Origin of the sequence: Actinosynnema sp. NPDC091369, assembly GCF_044757065.1 — a bacterium.
Classification (GTDB): Bacteria; Actinomycetota; Actinomycetes; order Mycobacteriales; family Pseudonocardiaceae; genus Actinosynnema.
The window spans coordinates 360,362-380,222 of the sequence record NZ_JBIVUG010000001.1 but is presented as its reverse complement, the minus strand read 5'-3'; the positions used below and the strand labels follow the sequence as shown (position 1 = coordinate 380,222).

Here is a 19,861-nt window from a genome sequence, read left to right as displayed (position 1 = left end):
GGAAACCGTTGTGCCGCTTACCGAATGATGACGTGCGCGCCAGTTCTTACGGACCGCTGACGGATACCGCCGCACACCGGTCACCGGCCTTACGGTGGGCGTGTGCTCCGTGTCCTGGCCGCCGCGGCCCTGGTCGTCGCGGCCGTCGCGGTCGGCGTCGCGCTGCCCGACGACCGCACGTTCGCCGCCGCCCCGCCGTTGTTCGCCGACTGGCTGCCGCACGTCGGCATCGGCACGCCCCTGGCCCTGCTGGTGGCGATCGCGGTGGTCGCGTGGGGTCCGCAGCTCGCGGAGAGGCTGCCCTGGCGCAGGGCGCTCGGCGCGGGTTACGCGACCGCCCTGGCGTGGACGTTCTCGCTGGCCCTGGTGGACGGCTGGGAACGCGGCTTCGCCGGGCGGCTCACCACGCGCGACGAGTACCTGCACGAAGTGCCGGGCGTGACGGATGTCGGCGCGATGCTGCGCGGGTTCTCCTCCCGCATCCTGGACTTCCAGCCCGATTCCTGGACCACGCACGTCTCCGGGCACCCTCCGGGCGCGTTCCTGGTGTTCGTGGGGCTGGACCGGGTCGGCCTGCCCGGCGGGGCGTGGGCCTCGGCGTTCGTGGTGCTCGTCGGCGCGCTGACGGCGGTCGCGGTGCCGGTGACCGTGCGGGCCGTCGTATCCGAGGAGCACGCGCGGGCCGTGCTGCCGTTCGTGGCGCTGTTCCCCGGCGCGGTGTGGGTCGGGGCGTCGGCGGACGGGCTGTTCGCGGGCGTCACGGCGTGCGGGATCGCGCTGCTGGCGACGAGGCGCGCGCTGGCGGGCGGTGTGGTGCTCGGCTTCGGCGTGTTCCTGTCGTACGGGCTGGTGCTGATGGGCGTGCTCGCGCTCGCGGTGCTGTGGCGCGACTGGCGGCGGATCGGGCTCGCCGTGCTGGGCGCGTCGGCCGTGGTGGCGGTGTTCGCGGCACTCGGGTTCTGGTGGCTGGACGGCTACCACCTGGTCGTCGAGCGGTACTACCAGGGCATCGCGTCCTCCCGCCTGTACGGCTACTGGGTGTGGGCGGACCTGGCCGCGGCCGTGTTCGCTTGCGGGTTCGCGCCGTTCGCGGCACGGTGGCGCGGGCCCGCGGTCGCACTGGCCGCGGCCGCGGCGGTCGCCATCCTGGTCGCCGACGTGTCCGGCCTGAGCAAGGCCGAGGTGGAGCGGATCTGGCTGCCGTTCACCGTGTGGCTGCTCGTGCTCGTGCCGGACCGGCGGCGGCCGTGGCTGGCGGCGCAAGCGGTGACCGCGCTCGCGGTCAACCACCTCCTGCTGACCAACTGGTGAGGCGCGACATGGGTGAGACGACCGGGCGGGTCCTCGTCGTGGACGACGACGTGACCGTGCGCGACGTGGTGCGCCGGTACCTGGAGCTGGCCGGGTACGAGGTGGAGCTGGTGGGCGACGGCGAGAGCGCGTTGCGGCGCTTCGCCGAGCGGGAGCCGGACCTGGTGGTGCTGGACCTGATGCTGCCGGGCGTGGACGGGCTGGAGGTGTGCCGCCGGCTGCGGGTGCGCAGCGCCGTGCCGGTGGTGATGCTGACCGCGCTGGGCGAGGAGGAGGACCGGATCGCCGGGCTCCAGCTCGGCGCGGACGACTACGTGACCAAGCCGTTCAGCCCGCGCGAGCTGGCGCTGCGGGTGACGTCGGTGCTGCGCCGGTCGCGGGTGGCGGCGGCGCGCTCGTCGTCGGTGCTGGTCGACGGCGGCCTGCGGGTGGACGTCGGCGCGCGGTCGGCCCGGCTGGACGGCCGGGAGCTGTCGCTGACCACCCGCGAGTTCGACCTGCTGGTGTTCTTCCTGACCAACCGGGGCGCCGCGTTCAGCCGCGCCGAGCTGCTGTCGCGGGTGTGGGGCTGGGAGTTCGGCGACCAGTCGACCGTGACCGTCCACGTGCGACGGCTGCGGGAGAAGGTGGAGCCCGACTCGGCCCGGCCGGTGCGGATCGCCACCGTGTGGGGTGTCGGCTACCGGTACGACGGCGGTGCGTGATGCTGGTCGAGATCTACCACATCCTGCCCTACGCGGTGCTGTTCTCGTTGCCGCTGGCGCTGCTCGGGGCCGTGGTGCTGCGACGGCTGTCGAGCGGGTCGCTGGCCACGGCGCTGACCGTGCTGGCGATCGTGCCGGTGGTGGCGACCGTCGGCGGCGTGCTCGCGGTCAGCGGGTTCATGTTCACCCCGATCCTCACGACCACCGTGCTGGTGTGCCTGCTGGTCGCGCTGGTGACCGTGCCGACGGCGGTGCTGCTGGGGCGGGCGCTGGCGCGGCGCAGCGTGTGGGAGAGCGAGGCGCGGGCGCGGGAGCGGGCCGCCGAGGCGTCCCGGCGCGAGCTGGTCGCGTGGATCAGCCACGACCTGCGCACGCCGCTGGCCGGCATCCGGGCGATGGCCGAGGCGCTGGCGGACGGCGTGGTGTCGCGGCGGGACGAGGTCGCCGAGTACGCGGGCCGGATCTCCACCGAGGCGGAGGCGCTGTCCGGGATGGTGGACGACCTGTTCGAGCTGTCCCGCATCACGGCGGGCGCGTTGCGGCTGACGCTGTCGGAGGTGCCGCTGGCGGACGTGGTCAGCGAGGTGGTGGCGGCGGAGAGCCCGGTGGCGTCGCGCAAGGGCGTGCGGCTGCGGGCGGACGCGGCGACGTGGCCGGTCGTGCTGGGCAGCGACCCGGAGTTGGCGCGGGTGGTGCGCAACCTGCTGTCCAACGCGATCCGCCACACCCCGCCGGACGGCACGGTGGCCGTGCAGGTCGGTGTGGACGGCTCGTCGGCGTTGCTGCGGGTGGACGACGGCTGCGGCGGCATCCCGGAGGCCGACCTGCCGCGGGTGTTCGACGTGGCGTTCCGCGGCGCCCCGCACCGGCAGCCGGTCGGCGGCGGGCTGGGGCTCGCGATCGCGCGGGGCCTGGTGGAGGCGCACCAGGGGACGATCGACGCCCGCAACCACGGGCACGGCTGCCGGTTCGAGGTGCGGTTGCCGCTCAGCGCAGGGGGTCCGCTGCGAACCGCTTGACCCCGTCCGCGAAGGACGTGCCGGCGTGGAAGCCGAGCAGGTCGCGGGCCTTCGCCGGGTCCGCGACGACGTGCCGGACGTCCGCCCGCCGCGCACCGCCGACGACGCGCGGCTCCGGGCCGCCGTACGCCGCGGCCAGGTGGGTGGCGAGGTCGCCGACGGTGCGCGGCTCGCCGGAGCAGATGTTGAGCGCGGTGCACGTGCCCGGCTCCGGCGGCCGGTGGACGGCCAGGACGTTGGCCCGCGCCACGTCCGAGACGTGCACGAAGTCCCGTCGCTGCCGGCCGTCTTCGAGGACGGTCGGCGCTTCGCCGCGTTCGAGGGCGCTGCGGAACAGGCTCGCCACGCCCGCGTACGGGGTGTTCTTCGGCATCCTCGGGCCGTACACGTTGTGGTAGCGCAGCGCCCACACCGTGCCGCCCGTCTGCCGGGCCCACGCGGCCGCGTAGTGCTCCTGGGCGAGCTTGCCGGCGGCGTACGTGCTGCGGGGGTCCAGCGGGGCGTCCTCGGGGACCAGGCGGGGCTCCAGCGGGCTGCCGCAGTGCGGGCACGGCGGTTCGTAGCGGCCCTCGTCGAGGTCGGCCCGGCGGCGCGGGGCGGGCCGGACGACGCCGTGCTCGGCGCACTCGTACCGGCCTTCGCCGTAGACCACCATCGAGGACGCCAGGACCAGGTGCCGCACGCCCCGTTCGTGCATGGCGGCCAGCAGCACGGCGGTGCCCAGGTCGTTGTTGCGGGCGTACAGCGGGGCGTCGGACGGGTCGAGGCCGTGACCGACGACCGCCGCCTGGTGGCAGACCACGTCCACTCCGTCGAGGAGGTTTTTCACCGTGTCGAGGTCGGTGACGTCGTGCGTGGTCGGTGGGCGGTCGCGGTGGGCCTGGGGGAGGTAGGCGTCGAGCACGACGACGTCGTGGTCCGCCCCGGTCAACTGGTCGGCGACGTGGGAACCGATGAACCCGGCTCCGCCGGTGAGGAGAACGCGCACGTCACCGAAGTTAGGGGCGCGCCGGGCCGATCGGGCGGGGCGCCAGCGTGACGTCACGGAACCGTCAGATCCGCCGATTGGCTACGGTGGCGCTCATGGAACGCAGCGCGCAGCGACTGGGACGCGCCCTTGTCGTGATCGTGGACGACCGGGTGGCGCACGGTGAGCACGACGACAGCACAGGACCGCTGGTCACCGAGTTGCTGGAGGAAGCAGGGTTCATCGTCGACGGCACGGTCGCGGTGGAGGGTGAGGTCGTGGGCATCCGCGCCGCGCTGAACACCGCGGTGATCGGTGGTGTCGACCTGGTCGTCACCGTGGGCGGCACCGGCGTGTCGCCGCGCGACGTCACACCGGACGCCACGCAGGGCGTGCTCGACCGGCCGATCAGCGGCATCGCCGAGGCGCTCAGGGCCTCGGGGCTGGCGGCGGGTGCCGTGGACGCGGGCATCTCGCGGGGGCTGGTCGGCGTGTCCGGCAGCACCCTCGTGGTCAACCTGGCCGGCTCGCGGTCGGCGGTGCGCGACGGCATGGCGACGTTGTCCGCCCTCGTGCCGTACGTGATCGAGCAGCTGTCAGGACTGGACGAGGCATGACCGAGCCGGCCGACGACGCCACCCCACCCCCCACCGCCGCCTCGGCCGCGGAGGAGGCGGCGCGGCGTCGTCGGCTGGCCGAGGTCTTCGGCGACGTGCTCCCGGACACCACCTCCGACGACCCCCACCCCACCGTTCGCGATGACCGGTGGTACGAGGAGAACCGACCACCGCACCACGGCGGCTGAGCCCATCGCCGTCACTGACCGCCCTCACCGACCGCCCTCGACCCGCCCGACCACCGCGTGACCGGCGGCCCTCCGGCGCCGCCGATCGTGGACCCGGCTGATCGTGGGCGGTCCTGAACGCGGGCGCGGCTGAACGACCGGTCTGGGTCGCGGACCGGGTCGACCACGGCGTGGACCTCGGGCTTGGACCTCGGCGGGTGACCGGGCGGTGCTGGGCGAGCCCGGCCACCTCCGCCGTCGGGCGGACGGCGCGGGTCAGTCCTGACGCTGGCGCTGGGCCGCGAGGAGGTCGCGGATCTCCTTGAGCAGCTCGACGTCGGTCGGCTCGGCGGGACCGGGCTCCTGACCGCGCTTGCGACGTTCCTTCAGCTTGTTCATCGGCAGCACGAAGATGAAGTAGACGATCGCGGCCACGATCAAGAAGTTGATCACCGCGGTGATGATCGCGCCGAAGTCCACGATGGTCTTGTCGCTGCTGCCGAGCTGCACGGCCAACCCGTTGACGTTGTTGCCGCCGAACAACGCGATGATCGGGTTGATCAGGTTCGTGGTGAACGCCGTGACGATCGCCGTGAACGCGGCACCGATGACCACCGCCACAGCGAGATCGATCACGTTGCCGCGCATGAGGAAGTCCTTGAAGCCCTTGATCACGTCCGGCTCCTCCGTTCGGGGTATGGGTGGGGGCCAGCGGAGAGTAACCCTCAGAGCCGGCTCGGTGACGCTCCGGGCACGTGTGTCGCACCGTCCCACCCGCGACCGCCCTGCACCCTGCTCCCCCGAACCGAAGATCGCCACCCCGCCACGCCCAGCCGGGTTATGCCGGATCGGGCGGGACGGCGGCAGGTGGGTTCGCCGGTACCGGGCGGTCCGCACAGCGAGGGCAGAGCGTCGGCTGCGGTAGCGGGCCGATGGCCGGCGGAGCTGCGGTGGACAGGTGACGGGAGCGATCGGCCGGTTCGCGGGCTCACAGGCAACGGGTTGGGTGACCTCTCGGACGGACGCTGGCGGCAGGCGGCCGAGTTCGGCGGTTGGCGAGTCTGCGAGTCGGGCTGGATTTGGCCGGATCGGGTTGGGCTGGGCCGCGCGCCCGGCTGGACCGGGCTGGGTGGATGGGGCTGGCTGGACGGGTCGGCTGGTGGGGCAAGTCGCCTGACAGGCGGGTTGATCGGCAGGGTGGGTTGGCTCGGTCCGACCAGTCGACTGGGTCGGGGTCGGGGTTGGGCTCCCGGTCAGTGCAGGATCACGGCGACCGGGCCGGTCAGGGTTTCGGCGGCTATTCGGCGGGCGGACGAGCGGTCGGCCGAGATCACGACCACCTCGCCGTCACGCACCGCGACCACCGAGGCGTCGGTGGCCAGGACGGTGGACTCCGGGCCCACGACGTCCACCCGGCTCCCCGGTCGCAGCAGCCCCACCACGCCCGGGTCGGTCAGGCGCACGGCCACCGAGGACGAGTCCGGGTCGGCTTCGGTCAAGCGGGCGTCGGTCAGGGGTTCGCCGGAACGGGCCGCGCTCACCAGGCTGCGGCCCACCGCGTCACGTTCCGGCACCGCACCCGAAGGCACCAAGAACGGCGGCACGGCGACCACCCGCACGTCGGCCGCACCCAGCGGCACGCCGGGGGCCAGGTCGTGCGCGGCCACCAGGACATCGACCGTCGGTTCGCCCGGCAGCACGGCCACACCCACGGCTACCAGCGCCAACAGGCCGGCCAGGATCCTTCGGAGGTGGAGGAGCATGGGTCCGACGTTAGGGACGGCGGACGGCTCGGGACAGCACGAACCCCCGAGCTGTGGACAACTCGGGGGCCTGTGGACAACTTCCGGTCAGGACGCGGCGGCGGCCGGTGCGCTGCTCGACGACGACGTGGACGACTCCGACTTCGACGAGGACGAGGAAGACGAAGACGCCGCCGGAGAAGCCGAAGACGAAGAGGACGACGACGAACGGCTGTCGGTCCGGTAGAAGCCGCTGCCCTTGAACACGACACCGACCGCGCCGTACAGCTTGCGCAGCTTGCCGGAGCACTGCGGGCACTCGGTCAGCGCGGAGTCCGAGAAGGACTGCACCGCCTCGAACCGGTGGTCGCACTCGGTGCAGGCGTACTGGTAAGTCGGCACGGTGAGCCCTCCACGAGTCCTGTTTGGCACTCCTGCGTCACGAGTGCCAACACCGATGATGCGGCAACCGGCACAGGTGGCGCAAACATCACAGGTCAACGTCACAGCAGCGGCAGCCGCACCACACCCCGCCCCGGCGTCACCACCGCGTCCACCCGCACGTCGTGCGGCTCGGCGGGCAACGACGGCACGAACTCCTCGTCCCGCACCACCGCCACCACCGGCCCGGTGGACCACCCCAACGCCCGGTCGTAGTACCCGCCGCCCTTGCCCAACCGCACCCCGGCGTGGTCCACCGCCAGCGCCGGCACCAGCACCAACGCCGCAGACCCGACTGCCTCCGCGCCCAGCAACGGCCCCACCGGCTCCCGCAACCCGAACGCCCCCACGCGCAACCGCCCGTCGTAGGACGCCCAGTCCAACGCCTCCCCGACCACCACCGGCAGCAACACCCGCAGCCCGTGCGACCGCAACGCCTCCACCATCGCCAACGACCCCGGCTCCGTCGCCGAAGCCACATAAGCGCACACCGTCTCACCAGCGGAAACGTCGAACTCGGACACGGCGGCCAGCACCTCGGAGTCCATCGGCGGCATCACCGCGCCCCGCCGCCCCGCCCGCAGCCGTGTGCGCAGCGTCGCCTTCCGACCACGTTCACCGGACGTCATGGCAGGTCACCCTAAGCGCGCCGTTACGCTCGCAGCTCATGAGCGCCTTCCAGACAGCAATCGTGCCGGCGGCAGGCTTGGGCACGCGCTTCCTCCCCACCACCAAAGCGGTGCCCAAGGAGCTGCTGCCGGTCGTCGACACCCCTGGCATCGAACTCGTCGCGACCGAAGCCGCCGAGGCGGGCGCGACGAAGCTCGTGATCGTGACCTCACCCGGCAAGGACGCGGTCGCGGAGTACTTCCGCCCGCAGCCCGAGCTGGAGGCGACGCTCGAAGAGCGCGGCAAGACCGACCTGCTCGCGAAGGTCCGCCGCGCGCCCGACCTGCTCACCGTCGAGACCGCCACCCAGGACAAGGCGCTGGGCCTGGGCCACGCGGTTGCCTGCGCCGAGGGCAACCTGACCGGCGCGGACGAGGCCGTCGCGGTCCTGCTGCCGGACGACCTCGTGCTGCCCACGGGCGTGCTGAAGAAGATGGCCGCGGTCCGCGAGAGGCTCGGCGGCAGCGTGCTGTGCGCGTTCGACATCCCCAGGGAGCAGATCTCCGCCTACGGCGTCTTCGACGTCAAGGACACCGGTGACGACGACGTCAAGCAGGTCGTCGGCATGGTCGAGAAGCCCAAGCCCGAGGACGCGCCGTCCACGTTCGCCGCGGCCGGCCGCTACCTCCTCGACCGGGCGATCTTCGACGCCCTCAAGCGCATCAAGCCCGGCGCGGGCGGCGAGCTCCAGCTCACCGACGCCATCGCGCTGCTGATCAACGAGGGTCACCCGGTGCACGTCGTCGTCCACCGCGGTGGGCGACACGACCTGGGCAATCCGGGGGGATTCCTCAAAGCTGCGGTTGACTTCGCACTGGAGCACCCCGACTACGGGCCCGAGCTGGGGGAGTGGTTGCGGGCACGCCTCGCCAACTCCTAAAACGAGGTCAACTTATGAGGTCAGTGGACGAGCAGCTCGCCAAGGTGGTCGCCGCCGCCGTGCGGCCCGCCCCGGTGCGGGTGGCGATCTCCGAGTCGCAGGGCCTGCTCTGCGCCGAGGAGGTCGTCGCCGAGCGCGCCTTGCCGGGGTTCGACCAGGCGGCCGTGGACGGCTACGCGGTGCGCAGCGTCGACGTGCAGGCGGCGAACGAGGAACCGGTCACGCTGCCCGTGGTCGGCGAGATCCCGGCGGGGTCCCGCCAGCCCAGACGGCTGCAACCCGGCCAGGCGGTCCGGGTCGCGACGGGTGCGCCGCTGCCCACCCTGGCCGACGCCGTGGTGCCCTCGGGCTACACCAACCGCGGTGACGCCGACGGGCACGCGGCGAAGGTGACCGTGCACCGCTCCGTGCCGTCCGCGGCGTTCGTCCGGCGCACCGGCGAGGACGTGCAGACCGGTGACGTCGCGGTGCGCCGGGGCGCGTCCATCGGCGCGGCCCAGGTGGGGCTGCTCGCCGCGGTCGGCCGCAACAAGGTGCTGGTCCACCCCCGGCCGCGGGTGTCGGTCATCTCGATCGGCGAGGAGCTGGTCGACGTCGACCGCACCCCCGGCCAGGGGCAGGTCTACGACGTCAACTCCTACGCGCTGGCCGCCGCCGCGCGGGACGCGGGCGCCGAGGTCAGCCGGGTCGGCATCCAGTCGTCGGACCCGCGCCGGCTGCGCGAGGTCGTCGAGGGCAGGTTGCTGCTGTCGGAGATCGTGGTCGTCGCGGGTGGCGTCGGGGGCGTCGTCGGCGACGAGGTTCGCGCGGCGCTGGCCGACCTCGGCGCCGTCGACGTGACGCGGGTGGCCATGCACCCCGGTTCGGTGCAGGGCTTCGGCCGGCTCGGACCGGACGCGGTGCCGACGTTCCTGCTGCCCGCGAACCCGATGAGCGCGCTCGTCGTCTTCGAGGTGCTGGTGCGTCCGCTGATCCGGGCCGCGCTGGGCAAGCGCAACCCGTACCGGCGGGCGGTCAGCGCGCGGCTGCTGTCGCCGCTGACCTCGACCAAGGGGCGGCGCGGCTACCTGCGCGGCCAGTTGCTGCGCGACGCGGACAACGGCGAGTACCTCGTGCAGCCGCTGGGTACCTCCGGGTCGCACCTGCTGGCGTCGTTGGCCGAGGCGAACTGCCTGATCATGGTCGACGAGGACGTGACGGACGTGGCGGTCGGCGAAGAGGTCGTGGTCAGCTTCCTGGCACAGCGGGGATGACGGTTCTTCCGGGGACGAGCGCGGTGGGGACGGATGAGTTTCGCGGGTGACGGTGGTCGGCACCCCGGTTGGCCCGCGCGGCTCGGTCCGCTCCGGGTCCCCGCGGGCCTGGTGGCGCTGCGCCCGCCGAAGCTGATGGACGCCTCGGCGTGGTCGCGGGCCCGGCTGCGCGACCGGGCGTACCTGGAGGACTGGGAGCCCACGGCCGCCGAGGGCTGGCACGAGCGCAACGCGCCGCTGGCGTGGCCGCCGCAGTGGTCCTCGCTCAAGTCGCTGGCCCGGCGCGGCCAGGCGCTGCCGTTCGTGATCACCGTGGACGGCGAGCTGGCCGGGCAGATCACCGTCGGCAACATCGTGCGCGGCTCGTTGCGCTCGGCGTGGGTCGGCTACTGGGTGGCGGCCGACCGGGCGCGCGGCGGCGTGGCCACGGCGGCGCTGGCGATGGTGGTCGACCACTGCTTCGGCGAGGGCGGCCTGCACCGGCTGGAGGCGACCGTCCGCCCGGAGAACCGGGCCAGCCTCCGCGTGCTCGCCAAGGCCGGGTTCCGCGAGGAGGGACTGTTCCTGCGGTACCTCGACGTGGCCGGCGACTGGCGCGACCACCTGTGCTTCGCGATGACCGCCGAGGAGGCGTCGCCGGAGGGGTTGGTACGCCGGTTGGTCGCACAGGGGTACGCCCGAACCGCCTGATCTGCGGTCCGACTGGCTTATTCGGATCACCCGAAAGTGGGTGATACACCACACTTTAGTACGTACGCCAGACGGCGTGCCTCCGACACAGGTGTGACTGTTGTGACTAGCGTGGCAAGCGCACCACCGAGCGCGCCGCGGGGTAGGGGGAGGTGACGGGGATGCCGAGCTCGCTGATCGTCGTGGGACTGGTCGTGGCCTGGTTGGTCGTCCTCGTGCCGATGGTCGCGCGCAAGCGCGCCGACGCCTCGCGCGGCGGCGTGGAGGAGGAGTACGACGCCATGCCCGAGGCCGACCCGGATTTCGACGACTACGACGACTACGACGAGCCGGACCTGGACTTCGTCGAGCACCGACCGTTCCGCCCGGGCCGCGGCGGCTACGACCCGGAGACCGCCGCGATCGTGGCCCAGGCGAAGTACGCGTTCCGCCGCCGCGTCGTCGGCACGCTGCTGCTCCTCGCCCTCGTCACGGGCGTCGTCGCCGGCGTGCTCTACCCGCTGGTCTGGTGGGGCCACGCGGCCGTCGACGTGACGCTCGTCTCCTACCTCGCGTACCTGCGCCGCCAGGTGCGGATCGAGGAGGAGATCCGCGCGCGCCGCCAGTCCAGGCTGGCCCAGTCCCGCCGCCGCCCGACCACGCGCCAGACCGCCCAGGACCCCCGGCAGCACACCGTCGCGACCCCGTCCGCCGACCCTGCCGCGGACCCCGAGCAACCCCGTGACCAGCCGGGTCTGCCCCCGCAGCCCCGGTTCCAGCACCAACCCCGCCCCGGCACCGTCGTGGTGGACCCGGACGACGAGGACCCGCTGTTCGTCGAGCTGGACGGCCCCGAAGCCCTCCCGTACCGGCGGGCGTCGGGCGAGTAGAGGGGGGTGGCAAAACCACCCCCCGACTACTGATATGCTTCCCCCGCACGACAACAGAACACGGGGCTGTAGCGCAGTTGGTAGCGCGACTCGTTCGCATCGAGTAGGTCAGGGGTTCGATTCCCCTCAGCTCCACAATCGACACCGAAGAGCGGGAACCGGGTTTACCGGTTCCCGCTCTTCGGTGTCTGCGGACTCCGGTGGCGCGGTTACGAGTGGGTCCCCGGTTCCGCCGGGGCGAACTGCTCGATGTCGTCCAGGGCGTCCTGGGCTGTTCCACCCACTACGGGATCAGCCAGCAGGGCCTGCAAGGCGGGCACCACGGTCCTCCTGGTGATCTTGCCGTGGATGCGTGCCACGTGGCCGAGGCAAGTCGCGGCCAGGAGGCGCAGCCGGACGTCGTACTTCGGCGCCAGGTGCTCCAGCAGGATCGGTTCCACCCACTCGCCGTCGGGGTCGTCGTAGGTCAACTCCAGCAGCGCCGGGTTCGCGATCTGCGGGTCTCCCGACGCGATGGCGGCGAGCATCTCGGCCCGCCAAGGCTCGTCGACGTCGTCCGACGGATCCATTCCGACATCCACGAGGCGGATCATGCCCTCGCGGTTCGCTCAGCGGTCGGTTCCGTGCGGATTGACCGTCTCGATCTGCGGCTCGGTTCCTGCTGCTTCGCCCGGCTTCGCGGTGGTGCGGAGGACCGGCCCCGCCCGGTGTCAGGGCGGGGCCGGTCGCGTCGGGGTTACGGCAGGGATTCGCAGGCGATCCGGTCGTTGTCGCTGTCGAGCTGGGCGACGTCGCCGTAGTACGGGTAGTAGAGGTCGAACCACGCCTGCGCCTCGCGCTGGGTGGCGAAGTTCGAGCAGTCCACGCTGTTGCCCGGGTTCGAGGGCGCCCGGACCTCCGGCGACGGGCTGCCCGCGGCGACCCACTCCTGGTAGCTGACCGCCCGGTGGAACGCGGGGCCCTCGTAGTAGATCGTCGGGGCGGTGCCGTACTTGTAGAAGCGGTCGTTCGCGATGCGCTGCACCACCTGCGGCGTCGGGAAAGCCTGGGCGCTCCACTCCCCGTAGCCGATCGAGTAGCCCTGGCCCGCCGCCAAGTTGGTCATCCGCATGATGTTCGGGGCCCACGACAGCTTCTGGAAGCCCTCGTTGGAACGCCGCTCGAAGGCGCGGAAGCCGGAGGCGGCCCACTCGTCGTAGGTGAGCTTGTGGTGGATGCGGTCCGGGCCCTCGACGAAGAGCTCGTTGGCCGTCGCCCACTGGTAGTAGTAGCTGCCCGCGATCCAGCCCGCGTTGCGCGGGACGGGGCTGCCGGATGCCTGCCACTGGGCCTCGGTGAGCCGGTCCCAGTCCCACGTCGACTCCGGGTCACCCCAGAACGTGACGGCGTAGACGGTCGGTGACCAGGCGTACTTCACGTAGTCCGTCGGCGAGGCCGCGGGCTGCGGGAAACCCGCGCCGGCCCACTCGTCGTAGCTGATGGCGCGGGCGTTGCCACCGTCCACGCGCCACACCGTCGGGTCGAACGGCTGCTTGTAGTACCCGTCGGCCACGGCCGCGCTCGCCGGTAACGCCACCGCGAGGGCCAGTCCCAGCCCGACCGCCGCACCGGCCAGCGCTGCCGTCACCCGTCTGATCGTGTTCAAATGACTCGCCTTCCGTCCACCCCGAACTCGGTTGTGCGGTGGGACTTTCGGCATTCGGCGTCACTTGTTACGCATCGGAGTCGGCGACGGCCGGAGTTAACTCGATCGTACCAACGTGGCTGGCGGAATTAGAGGATCACTCATTCTTCCTCGGTGCAATGAGCAGGTGGCTGCGGTCGTCACGTTCGGCGGTGAACGCACGCAGAGGTGGCATCGCATGCTGTTGGCGGGCATTCCGAAGTAAGGACGGCGGATGCCGCCGGGTGCCTTCGCTGCTCTCGGTGAGAGCGAAGGCCAACCGGCGGCATCCGCGCCGCGGTCCTACCGCGTCAACCGCCGCGCGTCATATCGACGCGAACCACAGGTCGTTGGCGGAGAACGGTGCGTCGCCCAGGATCGCCGACGTCGTCGCGCCGAACGCTTCCGCGAGGACATCCGGGTCGCAGAACAGCACCGGGTCGTTGAACGACGGCACGCGAACGACCTTCACCGCCGCCGGCACCAGCTGATCGGCCGACGGGCAATGACCATCCGCGATCACGGCCAGTGGCAGGACAGCCGAGACCATCCCCACGCGCGGGGTACCGGCGTGCAGGCTGATCCAGTCTTCGCCCGCATCGCCGTCCCAATCCAGCTCGAGCGGCGTGCCCGCTACGAGGGACGAGGCGACATCCCACGCCGCCTCCGCAGTCCATGCCCGTGCTGCCTCGCCGATTGGCAACCCGTCCCCGAGGTCGATCACGGTGCGCCTCCCGGGGTGGCGTGGATGTAGTTGTTGGCGTTCCGGTAAACGTTGATGTAGTGGGTCAACTCCCCGGTCCTGCCGATCACGCCGACCGGTCCGTTGGCGACGCGGACCTTCGCCTTGTTGTCCTTGTCCCAGAGGTTGTGCTCGTCAGCATAGGCAGCTGCTTCCAACGCGGCCGTGTGGGCGTCGAACCCGGTCAGGAAGACGCTCTTCCCCGCGGGTGCCGTTTGCGGGAGGTGCTTCTTCGCGGCTTCGTTGCTCACCGTGTACTTGCCGTCGGTCAGTTCACCGTGGCGATTCAGGCTCGGCTTGCCCGGCGTGCGGCCCGATCCGCAGTTGTGCACCAGCACGGGGGTGTTGCCGGCCAGGACGAAGAACGTGTGCACGCCCTCGACGGAGAGGTTGTACGTGCGCATCGTCGCCGCGTACGGGTGCACGGACAGGACGGTGGCGCGACCGTCCAGGCCCGCGTCGAGGACGTCACCCGCACGCAGGTCGCCCGCCTCGGTCCACCGGTGCGACGAGGTCTCGTAGAACGGGTGGTGGTCGGTGGTCGTGATGGTCTGCGGGCCGTCGGCGGTGGCGATCGTCAGGTCCACGTACTGCTTGTCCGCGTCGGTGACGTGGACGGCGGTGACGGTGTGGGCCTCGGTTTCGCCGCTCTCCGGGTTGGCGTTGAGCACGACGTCGCCGATCTCGACGTCCTCGATCGGCTTGGTGGTGCCGTCGGCCATCAGGACGAGGGTGTCGCCCTCGAAGCTGTTGGGACCGAGGCAGTCCACCATCTTGAGGAACTTGCGGACCGACTTGCCCAGGCCGTTGCCGCCGCGCCCGCCGTCCAGGCCGCCGGTGTCACCGAGGAAGATGATCCACGGCCGCCACAGCTCCTGGTAGTCGTCGAGCGTGCAGTCGTCGTTGTCCCGGCAGTACGAGAGCAGCGCGCCGTAGGTGTTCTCGACGTTCTCCTCGGTGCCGAGCGGGTGGATGTTGGGGCCGCCGTAGTTGGCGACGACCTTCGGCAGGATCTTCTCGGCCTCCGCGGCTGTCCACGGGGTCGGGACGCCGTTCAGCGTCGTGCCGCCGGTCTCGGCGTCGTGCCCGCCGTACCAGCCGTCGCCGTAGTTCGTGATCGGCGGGTAGTACGCGCCGGCCGGGACGTCGCCGCCGGACTGGTAGTTGTCGTGCTTGTTCTGGCAGTTGCGGACGCAGTCGCCGTTCTTGTTGTTGACCGGTCCGTTCGGGTTGTGACCGCCGTCGCCGGGGCACGAGTTGTAGTCGCAGTAGGCGAGACCGGACGGGTCGCTGTACGTGACCGGCGAGTTGTTGCCGTACGCGTAGCCGTTCCACTGCTGCGGGTCGGCGATGTCCATGATCGGGTCGACGGACAGGAACCGGCCCAGGTCGGGGTCGTACTGGCGGGCTCCGATGTGGACCAGGCCGGTGGCCTCGTCGTTCGTGCCGCCGACGAACCCGCGCTCACCGGGGAACAGCACGGCCGGGCCGCGTTCGCCGCCGAACGGCAGCTGGCGGCGCTTGGTGGCCGTCATCGAACCCACGTCGACCGACACCTGCGAGGTGCCCTGGTGGTCGGAGCCGAGCCAGGTCAGCTTGGTCTTGCCCTCGCGCATCGCGACGGTGCGCCCCGCGTGCGTGTAGTACCTGGTCACGGCGGGTGTGGGTGCGCCGACCGCCAGCTCCACCTCCTGGTTGCCGAGGTACAGCGTGGTGGACTCGGCGTCCTTGCGCAGCAGCCGGGCGCCGTCGACGCCGTAGATGAACGTCACGCCACCGGACGCCTCGACCAGCTTGCCCTCGACGTCCCAGTCGAGCTCCTGCACGCCCTCTGGCGTGGTGCGCGTGACCGTGTTGCCGGACGGGTCGTAGCCGTACTCCTCGATCCGCGTCCCGCCCGGACCCTCCTGGGTCACCGAACGCACGGTGTGCGCCTGCGGCGTGCCGGGCAACGGGTACTTGTAGGTGCGGGTGGTGTTGCCGCTCGCCTTGTGGTCGACCTCCTCGAGGCGGTTCCCCGCCTTGTCGTACTCGAAGGACTGCCAGTACGGCGCGGGACCGGACAGGCCCGTGGCCGTGGGCTGGGCACCGCAGCCGACACCGTCCGCCGGCGTCCACCCGTCCGTCAGCCGCCGGAGGTGGTCGTAGGCGAAGCACTGCAGGTCGACCGGCTGGTCGCGGGGCGCGTCCTTGATGGACCGGACGTTGCCGACGTCGTCGAACGCGTAGGAGACGTCCGCCTGCATGGGCGCGGGCGTCTCGGCGTCGACGATGTACCGGTTGAGCCGGCGGGTGTCGGACTCGTAGTAGTACGACAACCAGGTGCGCTTGCCCGCGTCACCGAGCTGGATCCGCTCGAGCTCGCCGAGCCGGGTGAACGACGTCTGCGTGGCGATGCGGGTCGTCGACCCGTCGATCCCGCCGTTGGTGGTCGTGGGCCGCCCGAAGTCGTCGTACACGTGCAGCACGGTCTCGGCGGGCACGTTGCCCGCCGCGGCGAACGTCTCGCCCGCGACGGTGCCGTCCTGGTTGAAGGTGTAGTGGGACGTGTAGGTGTTCCGGAGCAGACCTTCCGCCTCCGGGATGATCACCGACATGCTCGCCGGCCGGTACCGGGAGTCGTAGCTCCCGATCTGCTGGGTGTAGGCCGCCCCGTCGACGTACCGGGTGGCCGACGCGAGCCTGCCCTTGCCGCCGCCCGCGGTGTCGTACGCGTACTTGTGCAGCAGGGTGCCGGTGGGGCCGCCTTCGCGGACCTCGGTGCGCCGGCCGACCTTGTCGTACCCGTTCCACGTGGTCCGGCCGCGTGCGTCGGTCGACGTCTCCAGCCGCCCGAGGGCGTCGTGGACCGTCGTGGTGACGCCGTGGTCGACGTCCTCGGACCGGGTCAGGTGGCCGCGCACGTCGTAGGTCCACCGCCACGTGTTGCCCGCCGGGTCGGTCGCGGACGCCAGGCTGCCGGTCGGCCAGTACGTGTAGGTCGTCGCGTCGAACGTGCCCGTGGGCGTGGGGCCGTGGTACTGCCGCAGCTCGGTGGTGTGGCCACGCGCGTCGGAGATGGTCGTGGTGGCCGTGCCGCCCGCCGGCGGGGTGACGTGCACCCGGTCGCCGTCGTACGCGGTGGTCGACTCCCACTTCTTCTGCGCGCCGGCGTAGAACATCTGCTTCACCGGGCGGCTCGCGCCGTCGAACCTGGTCCAGGTCACGCTCGTCACGGCGTTGTCCGCCGCGGTCCACAGCGTGGTGTCGACGGGCGCGGCGTTGAAGTAGGGCTGGGTCGCCCGGTACTGGCGGCCGTGCGAGTCGTACCGCGCCTCGGCGAGCAGTCGGCCGCCGTGGGTCGGCGCCTGCACCTGGCGGACCCGGTAGAGGCCGTCGTAGAGGGTGGTGCTGGTGGTGTAGTTGCCGTTCGGGCCGACCTTGGTCTCGCTGACCGCGGAGGGCGCGTCGTTGCGGATCAGGTAGCTGTACTTGGCGCTGCCGGACGGGTTGGTGGTCTTCCTCCGGTTGGGCAGCCACACCTCGGTGTTGCGGCCCAGCGCGTCGAACACGACCTCGGTGACGCGCAGGTTGGCGTCGACCGTCCGGACCGGCGTGCCCCACGCCGGCTCGACCGTCAACGTCGTCGTGTGGCCGAGGGCGTCGGTCGTGACCGTCTTGGTGAGCGGTCCGCTGTCCGCGGGGGTGTAGGCGAGCTTGGACTCGTTGCCCGCCGCGTCGGTGATCGTCAGCGGTCGGCCGAACTTGTCGTAGGTGGCCGAACCGTCGACGCCGTAGCCGGGGGCGGACTGCGGGCGGTCGCGCAGGGACTTCTTGGCCGTCAGGTCACCCTTGGTCGGTGCGACGCCGTAGTCCTGGCCGTCGTAGGCGAACACCTCGTCCGCCAGGGCGTGCGCCGGGAACGTCGGTGGCGTGCCGCAGGCGACCGCCACCGCCTCCTGGCGGGACGGGAGGGACATCAGCCACTTGGCGTCGTTGCGCGCGTAGGTGGTGGTGACGCACTTGTCGTCCGCGTCGGTGGTCGTGTCACCGAGGTCGTTCACGGTGAGCGCGAGACCGTGGTTGTCGTAGGTGGTCTCGGTTTTGGTCGTCCGCCAGCCGCCGGACTTCAAGGCCGTGTACGACGCCGAGGACGCGTTGTGGACGAAGTACGCCTTGTACTCGCCGCGGGTGGCGGTGGGGCCCTGCCACGACGGGGTGTCGATGGTGCGGCTGACGACCTCGTCGCTGTCGCCGAGGTAGGTCGTCGACTCGAAGCGGACGCCCTGGAGCCAGTCGTGGTCGGTGTGCGCGCCGCCCGCCGAGTCGGTGAACGTGCCGCCCATGCCCCGGTAGAACCGCTCCTCGGCCAACGTGATCGGCCCGCTGGTGTCGGTCGGGAGCCCCGTGCGGACCTTCACCCGCGCGTAGCCGCGGTACTCGTCCCACGTCTTGCGGTCCGCCGGGGTGAACTCGGACTGGCTGAAGTGCCAGGCCGCGCCGCCCACGTACTCGTAGGACACCTTCTGCATGGCGTTGGCGCCGAACCGGTCCGACGTGGTCACCGACGCCACCACGTACTTGTGGAAGTAGTCGGTGCGCTCGGCGAAGTCCTTCTTGGTCCACGTCACCGGGAAGCACCGCTGCTGGTTGGACTCGGCGCTCGCCGGCATCGAGCCCGCGGCGCAGTCCGCGTCCGCGTAGGCGATCGACGTGATGCCGCCTGCCTCGGAGACGATCGCGGTCAGCCGGAAACGCAGCAGCGGGCCCGCGTCGGTCGGCTGCTCGACCCGGTTGGCCTTGCGGTCGCCCTCGAAGGTCACCGCGGGAAGCGCGATGTCGGTCGAGCCGACGTGGCCGGTGTGCGTGATGCTCTTGAGCCACAGCGTGGCCTTCTCGCCGCTGCCCGGGTCGGGGAACTCGTGCCCGAGCGACCACGAGTCGACGTCGTCGAACGCGGTGCCCCGCCACACCTTGGTGACGATCCGGCTCAGCCTCTTGGTCGACCAGAACGTGGGTGAGTGCAGGTCCGGGCACGTCGACGCGACGCACCGGTCGGCCAACGAGGTGTCCGGCCAGTTCTCCGGCTTCTCCAGCACGCAGTCGCTGCCCGGCACGCACCGGTCCGCCAACTCGAAGTCCACCCGCGCGGACGCCTGCACCGCGACCTCGTCGCGCAGGCCGTACTCGACGGACTTCAACGTGCCCGCGCGCACGTACGACACCGCGGCGTCCTCGGCGTTGAGCCCGTACGAGTTCGTCTCGGTCTCGTACGAGTACAGGATCACGTTGCCGCGCGCGTCCACCGACTTGTCGAGGTTCCAGCGCCACGCCTGCGTGCACCACGAAGTGGCGAACGTCGTGCCGTTGCACTGCTCGTGCTCGTCGTCGCCGAACACCGGCACGGTCCACGTCGAGTTCGACTCCTTGCGGGAGCCGAAGTAGTGCGTGGTGCCGTCGATCGTGGTGATCGTCCAGTACTCGCCGTTGTTGTCGCCGTTGTCGACACCGGTGCCGAGGGTGATCCGGGCGCCGTTGTCCGACTTCTGCCGCCACGTGCCGTCGGCCTCGTTGCGGACGAGCATCCCGCCGCCGCCGGGGTAGGTGGCGGTGGCGTTGTGGCTGCGCCAGCACAGGTCGCCGGTGTTGGTGGGCGCGGCGGTGCCTTCGGTGTCGTCGGTGCACCCGCCGTAGGTGCGCTCGACGTACCCGGCGCCGAACTCCCAGCCCTCACCGACCCAGGACGCCTGGTTGTTCGTCGCGCTGGTCCGACCGTCCACGAGGGACGACCGGTACGACAGCGCGAGCGACGGCTGGAAACCGCCCGGCGACGGTGGCACGCGCATCGGGTAGGACCAGCTGAAGTCCCCGGTCTGCCGGGACACGTCCCAGCTCGCCGAGGGCGACAGCGGCGTCGCCTTGAACGAGCCGCCGCCGTCGGGGGCGGCGGTGGACGCCGACTGGTTGCCGCGCAACGCCCGGGACGTGCTCTCCCCGGTCGGCGTCGAGCCCCACGAGGGGCTGCTCACGGGCACGGACGGGACGTCGGGCAGGGGGAGCGAAGGACCCGTCTGGGCGATGGCCGGCGTCGGGGCGACCGCGGTCACCAGGGAGAACCCCAAGGCGACCACGAGCGCTCTTGAGAGCG

At 71.6% G+C, this 19,861-nt stretch carries 18 protein-coding genes and 1 tRNA gene; 10 read left to right on the top strand and 9 right to left on the bottom strand.

Going from position 1 to position 19,861, the window contains the following annotated elements; genetic code table 11:
* The first annotated feature begins 102 nt into the window (after window positions 1-102).
* From ACIQMJ_RS01780 to ACIQMJ_RS01770, 3 genes are read left to right on the top strand one after another with little or no spacing between them, the layout of a single operon-like run.
* The gene (locus ACIQMJ_RS01780; protein WP_499759108.1) at window positions 103-1,311 is read left to right on the top strand and encodes a hypothetical protein; all 1,209 of its coding nucleotides are present in this window, start codon (window positions 103-105) and stop codon (window positions 1,309-1,311) included.
* 8 nt (window positions 1,312-1,319) lie between these two features.
* Window positions 1,320-2,015, top strand: coding sequence for a response regulator transcription factor (locus ACIQMJ_RS01775; RefSeq protein ID WP_499759107.1), 696 nt, complete (start codon window positions 1,320-1,322; stop codon window positions 2,013-2,015).
* Window positions 2,015-3,034, top strand: a complete 1,020-nt coding sequence (locus tag ACIQMJ_RS01770) for a sensor histidine kinase (RefSeq protein ID WP_499759106.1) — start codon at window positions 2,015-2,017, stop codon at window positions 3,032-3,034. Before ACIQMJ_RS01775 ends, ACIQMJ_RS01770 begins: the two co-directional genes overlap by 1 nt.
* Here the strand turns inward: ACIQMJ_RS01770 and ACIQMJ_RS01765 are convergent.
* Window positions 3,003-4,022: an NAD-dependent epimerase/dehydratase family protein gene (locus tag ACIQMJ_RS01765; RefSeq protein ID WP_499759105.1), complete on the bottom strand. Its 1,020-nt coding sequence runs from the start codon at window positions 4,020-4,022 to the stop codon at window positions 3,003-3,005. The two genes, ACIQMJ_RS01770 and ACIQMJ_RS01765, sit on opposite strands and share 32 nt — an antisense overlap.
* A 95-nt stretch (window positions 4,023-4,117) precedes the next feature.
* On the opposite strand from ACIQMJ_RS01765, the gene ACIQMJ_RS01760 reads away from it, so the two are divergent.
* Window positions 4,118-4,618: a MogA/MoaB family molybdenum cofactor biosynthesis protein gene (locus tag ACIQMJ_RS01760; protein WP_123748144.1), complete on the top strand. Its 501-nt coding sequence runs from the start codon at window positions 4,118-4,120 to the stop codon at window positions 4,616-4,618.
* Entirely contained in the window at window positions 4,615-4,806 is a 192-nt protein-coding gene (locus tag ACIQMJ_RS01755; RefSeq protein ID WP_499759104.1) for a hypothetical protein, read from the top strand. Before ACIQMJ_RS01760 ends, ACIQMJ_RS01755 begins: the two co-directional genes overlap by 4 nt.
* Window positions 4,807-5,061: 255 nt before the next feature.
* Here ACIQMJ_RS01755 and mscL read toward each other — a convergent pair whose 3' ends face one another.
* The 4 genes from mscL to ACIQMJ_RS01735 form a co-directional block, all read right to left on the bottom strand.
* Entirely contained in the window at window positions 5,062-5,460 is a 399-nt protein-coding gene (mscL, locus tag ACIQMJ_RS01750) for a large-conductance mechanosensitive channel protein MscL (RefSeq protein WP_387483492.1), read from the bottom strand.
* Window positions 5,461-6,038: 578 nt separating this feature from the next.
* Window positions 6,039-6,548: an SAF domain-containing protein gene (locus tag ACIQMJ_RS01745; RefSeq protein WP_499759103.1), complete on the bottom strand. Its 510-nt coding sequence runs from the start codon at window positions 6,546-6,548 to the stop codon at window positions 6,039-6,041.
* Window positions 6,549-6,635: 87 nt separating this feature from the next.
* Window positions 6,636-6,929, bottom strand: a complete 294-nt coding sequence (locus ACIQMJ_RS01740) for an FmdB family zinc ribbon protein (protein WP_499759102.1) — start codon at window positions 6,927-6,929, stop codon at window positions 6,636-6,638.
* Between the two features lie 101 nt (window positions 6,930-7,030).
* A complete protein-coding gene (locus ACIQMJ_RS01735) occupies window positions 7,031-7,597 on the bottom strand; it encodes a 5-formyltetrahydrofolate cyclo-ligase (RefSeq protein WP_499759101.1) in 567 nt (188 codons plus the stop codon).
* Between the two features lie 38 nt (window positions 7,598-7,635).
* Here ACIQMJ_RS01735 and ACIQMJ_RS01730 point away from each other — a divergent pair, with 38 nt between their 5' ends.
* The 5 genes from ACIQMJ_RS01730 to ACIQMJ_RS01710 all read left to right on the top strand — a co-directional run bounded on the left by ACIQMJ_RS01730 (window position 7,636) and on the right by ACIQMJ_RS01710 (window position 11,464).
* Complete coding sequence (locus ACIQMJ_RS01730; RefSeq protein WP_499759100.1) at window positions 7,636-8,517, top strand: UTP--glucose-1-phosphate uridylyltransferase; 882 nt, start codon at window positions 7,636-7,638, stop codon at window positions 8,515-8,517.
* Between the two features lie 14 nt (window positions 8,518-8,531).
* A complete protein-coding gene (gene glp / locus ACIQMJ_RS01725; RefSeq protein WP_499759099.1) occupies window positions 8,532-9,770 on the top strand; it encodes a molybdotransferase-like divisome protein Glp in 1,239 nt (412 codons plus the stop codon).
* Window positions 9,771-9,803: 33 nt separating this feature from the next.
* A complete protein-coding gene (locus tag ACIQMJ_RS01720; protein WP_499759098.1) occupies window positions 9,804-10,460 on the top strand; it encodes a GNAT family N-acetyltransferase in 657 nt (218 codons plus the stop codon).
* Window positions 10,461-10,621: 161 nt separating this feature from the next.
* On the top strand, window positions 10,622-11,329 hold the full coding sequence (gene sepX / locus ACIQMJ_RS01715) for a divisome protein SepX/GlpR (RefSeq protein ID WP_499759097.1): 708 nt from the start codon (window positions 10,622-10,624) through the stop codon (window positions 11,327-11,329).
* A 62-nt stretch (window positions 11,330-11,391) separates the two neighbouring features.
* Window positions 11,392-11,464 (top strand) — tRNA-Ala (locus ACIQMJ_RS01710).
* A gap of 74 nt (window positions 11,465-11,538) precedes the next feature.
* On the opposite strand, the gene ACIQMJ_RS01705 is transcribed toward ACIQMJ_RS01710, so the two are convergent.
* From ACIQMJ_RS01705 to ACIQMJ_RS01690, 4 genes are all read right to left on the bottom strand, one after another.
* A complete protein-coding gene (locus ACIQMJ_RS01705; protein ID WP_499759096.1) occupies window positions 11,539-11,898 on the bottom strand; it encodes a hypothetical protein in 360 nt (119 codons plus the stop codon).
* A 167-nt stretch (window positions 11,899-12,065) separates the two neighbouring features.
* Entirely contained in the window at window positions 12,066-12,956 is an 891-nt protein-coding gene (locus tag ACIQMJ_RS01700) for a hypothetical protein (protein WP_499759095.1), read from the bottom strand.
* Between the two features lie 361 nt (window positions 12,957-13,317).
* Window positions 13,318-13,716: a hypothetical protein gene (locus ACIQMJ_RS01695; protein WP_499759094.1), complete on the bottom strand. Its 399-nt coding sequence runs from the start codon at window positions 13,714-13,716 to the stop codon at window positions 13,318-13,320.
* Window positions 13,713-19,844 (bottom strand): RHS repeat-associated core domain-containing protein, encoded by a 6,132-nt coding sequence (locus ACIQMJ_RS01690; protein ID WP_499759093.1) that lies wholly within the window; start codon window positions 19,842-19,844, stop codon window positions 13,713-13,715. The genes ACIQMJ_RS01695 and ACIQMJ_RS01690 overlap by 4 nt, the downstream gene beginning before the upstream one ends.
* Between the last annotated feature and the right edge of the window lie 17 nt (window positions 19,845-19,861).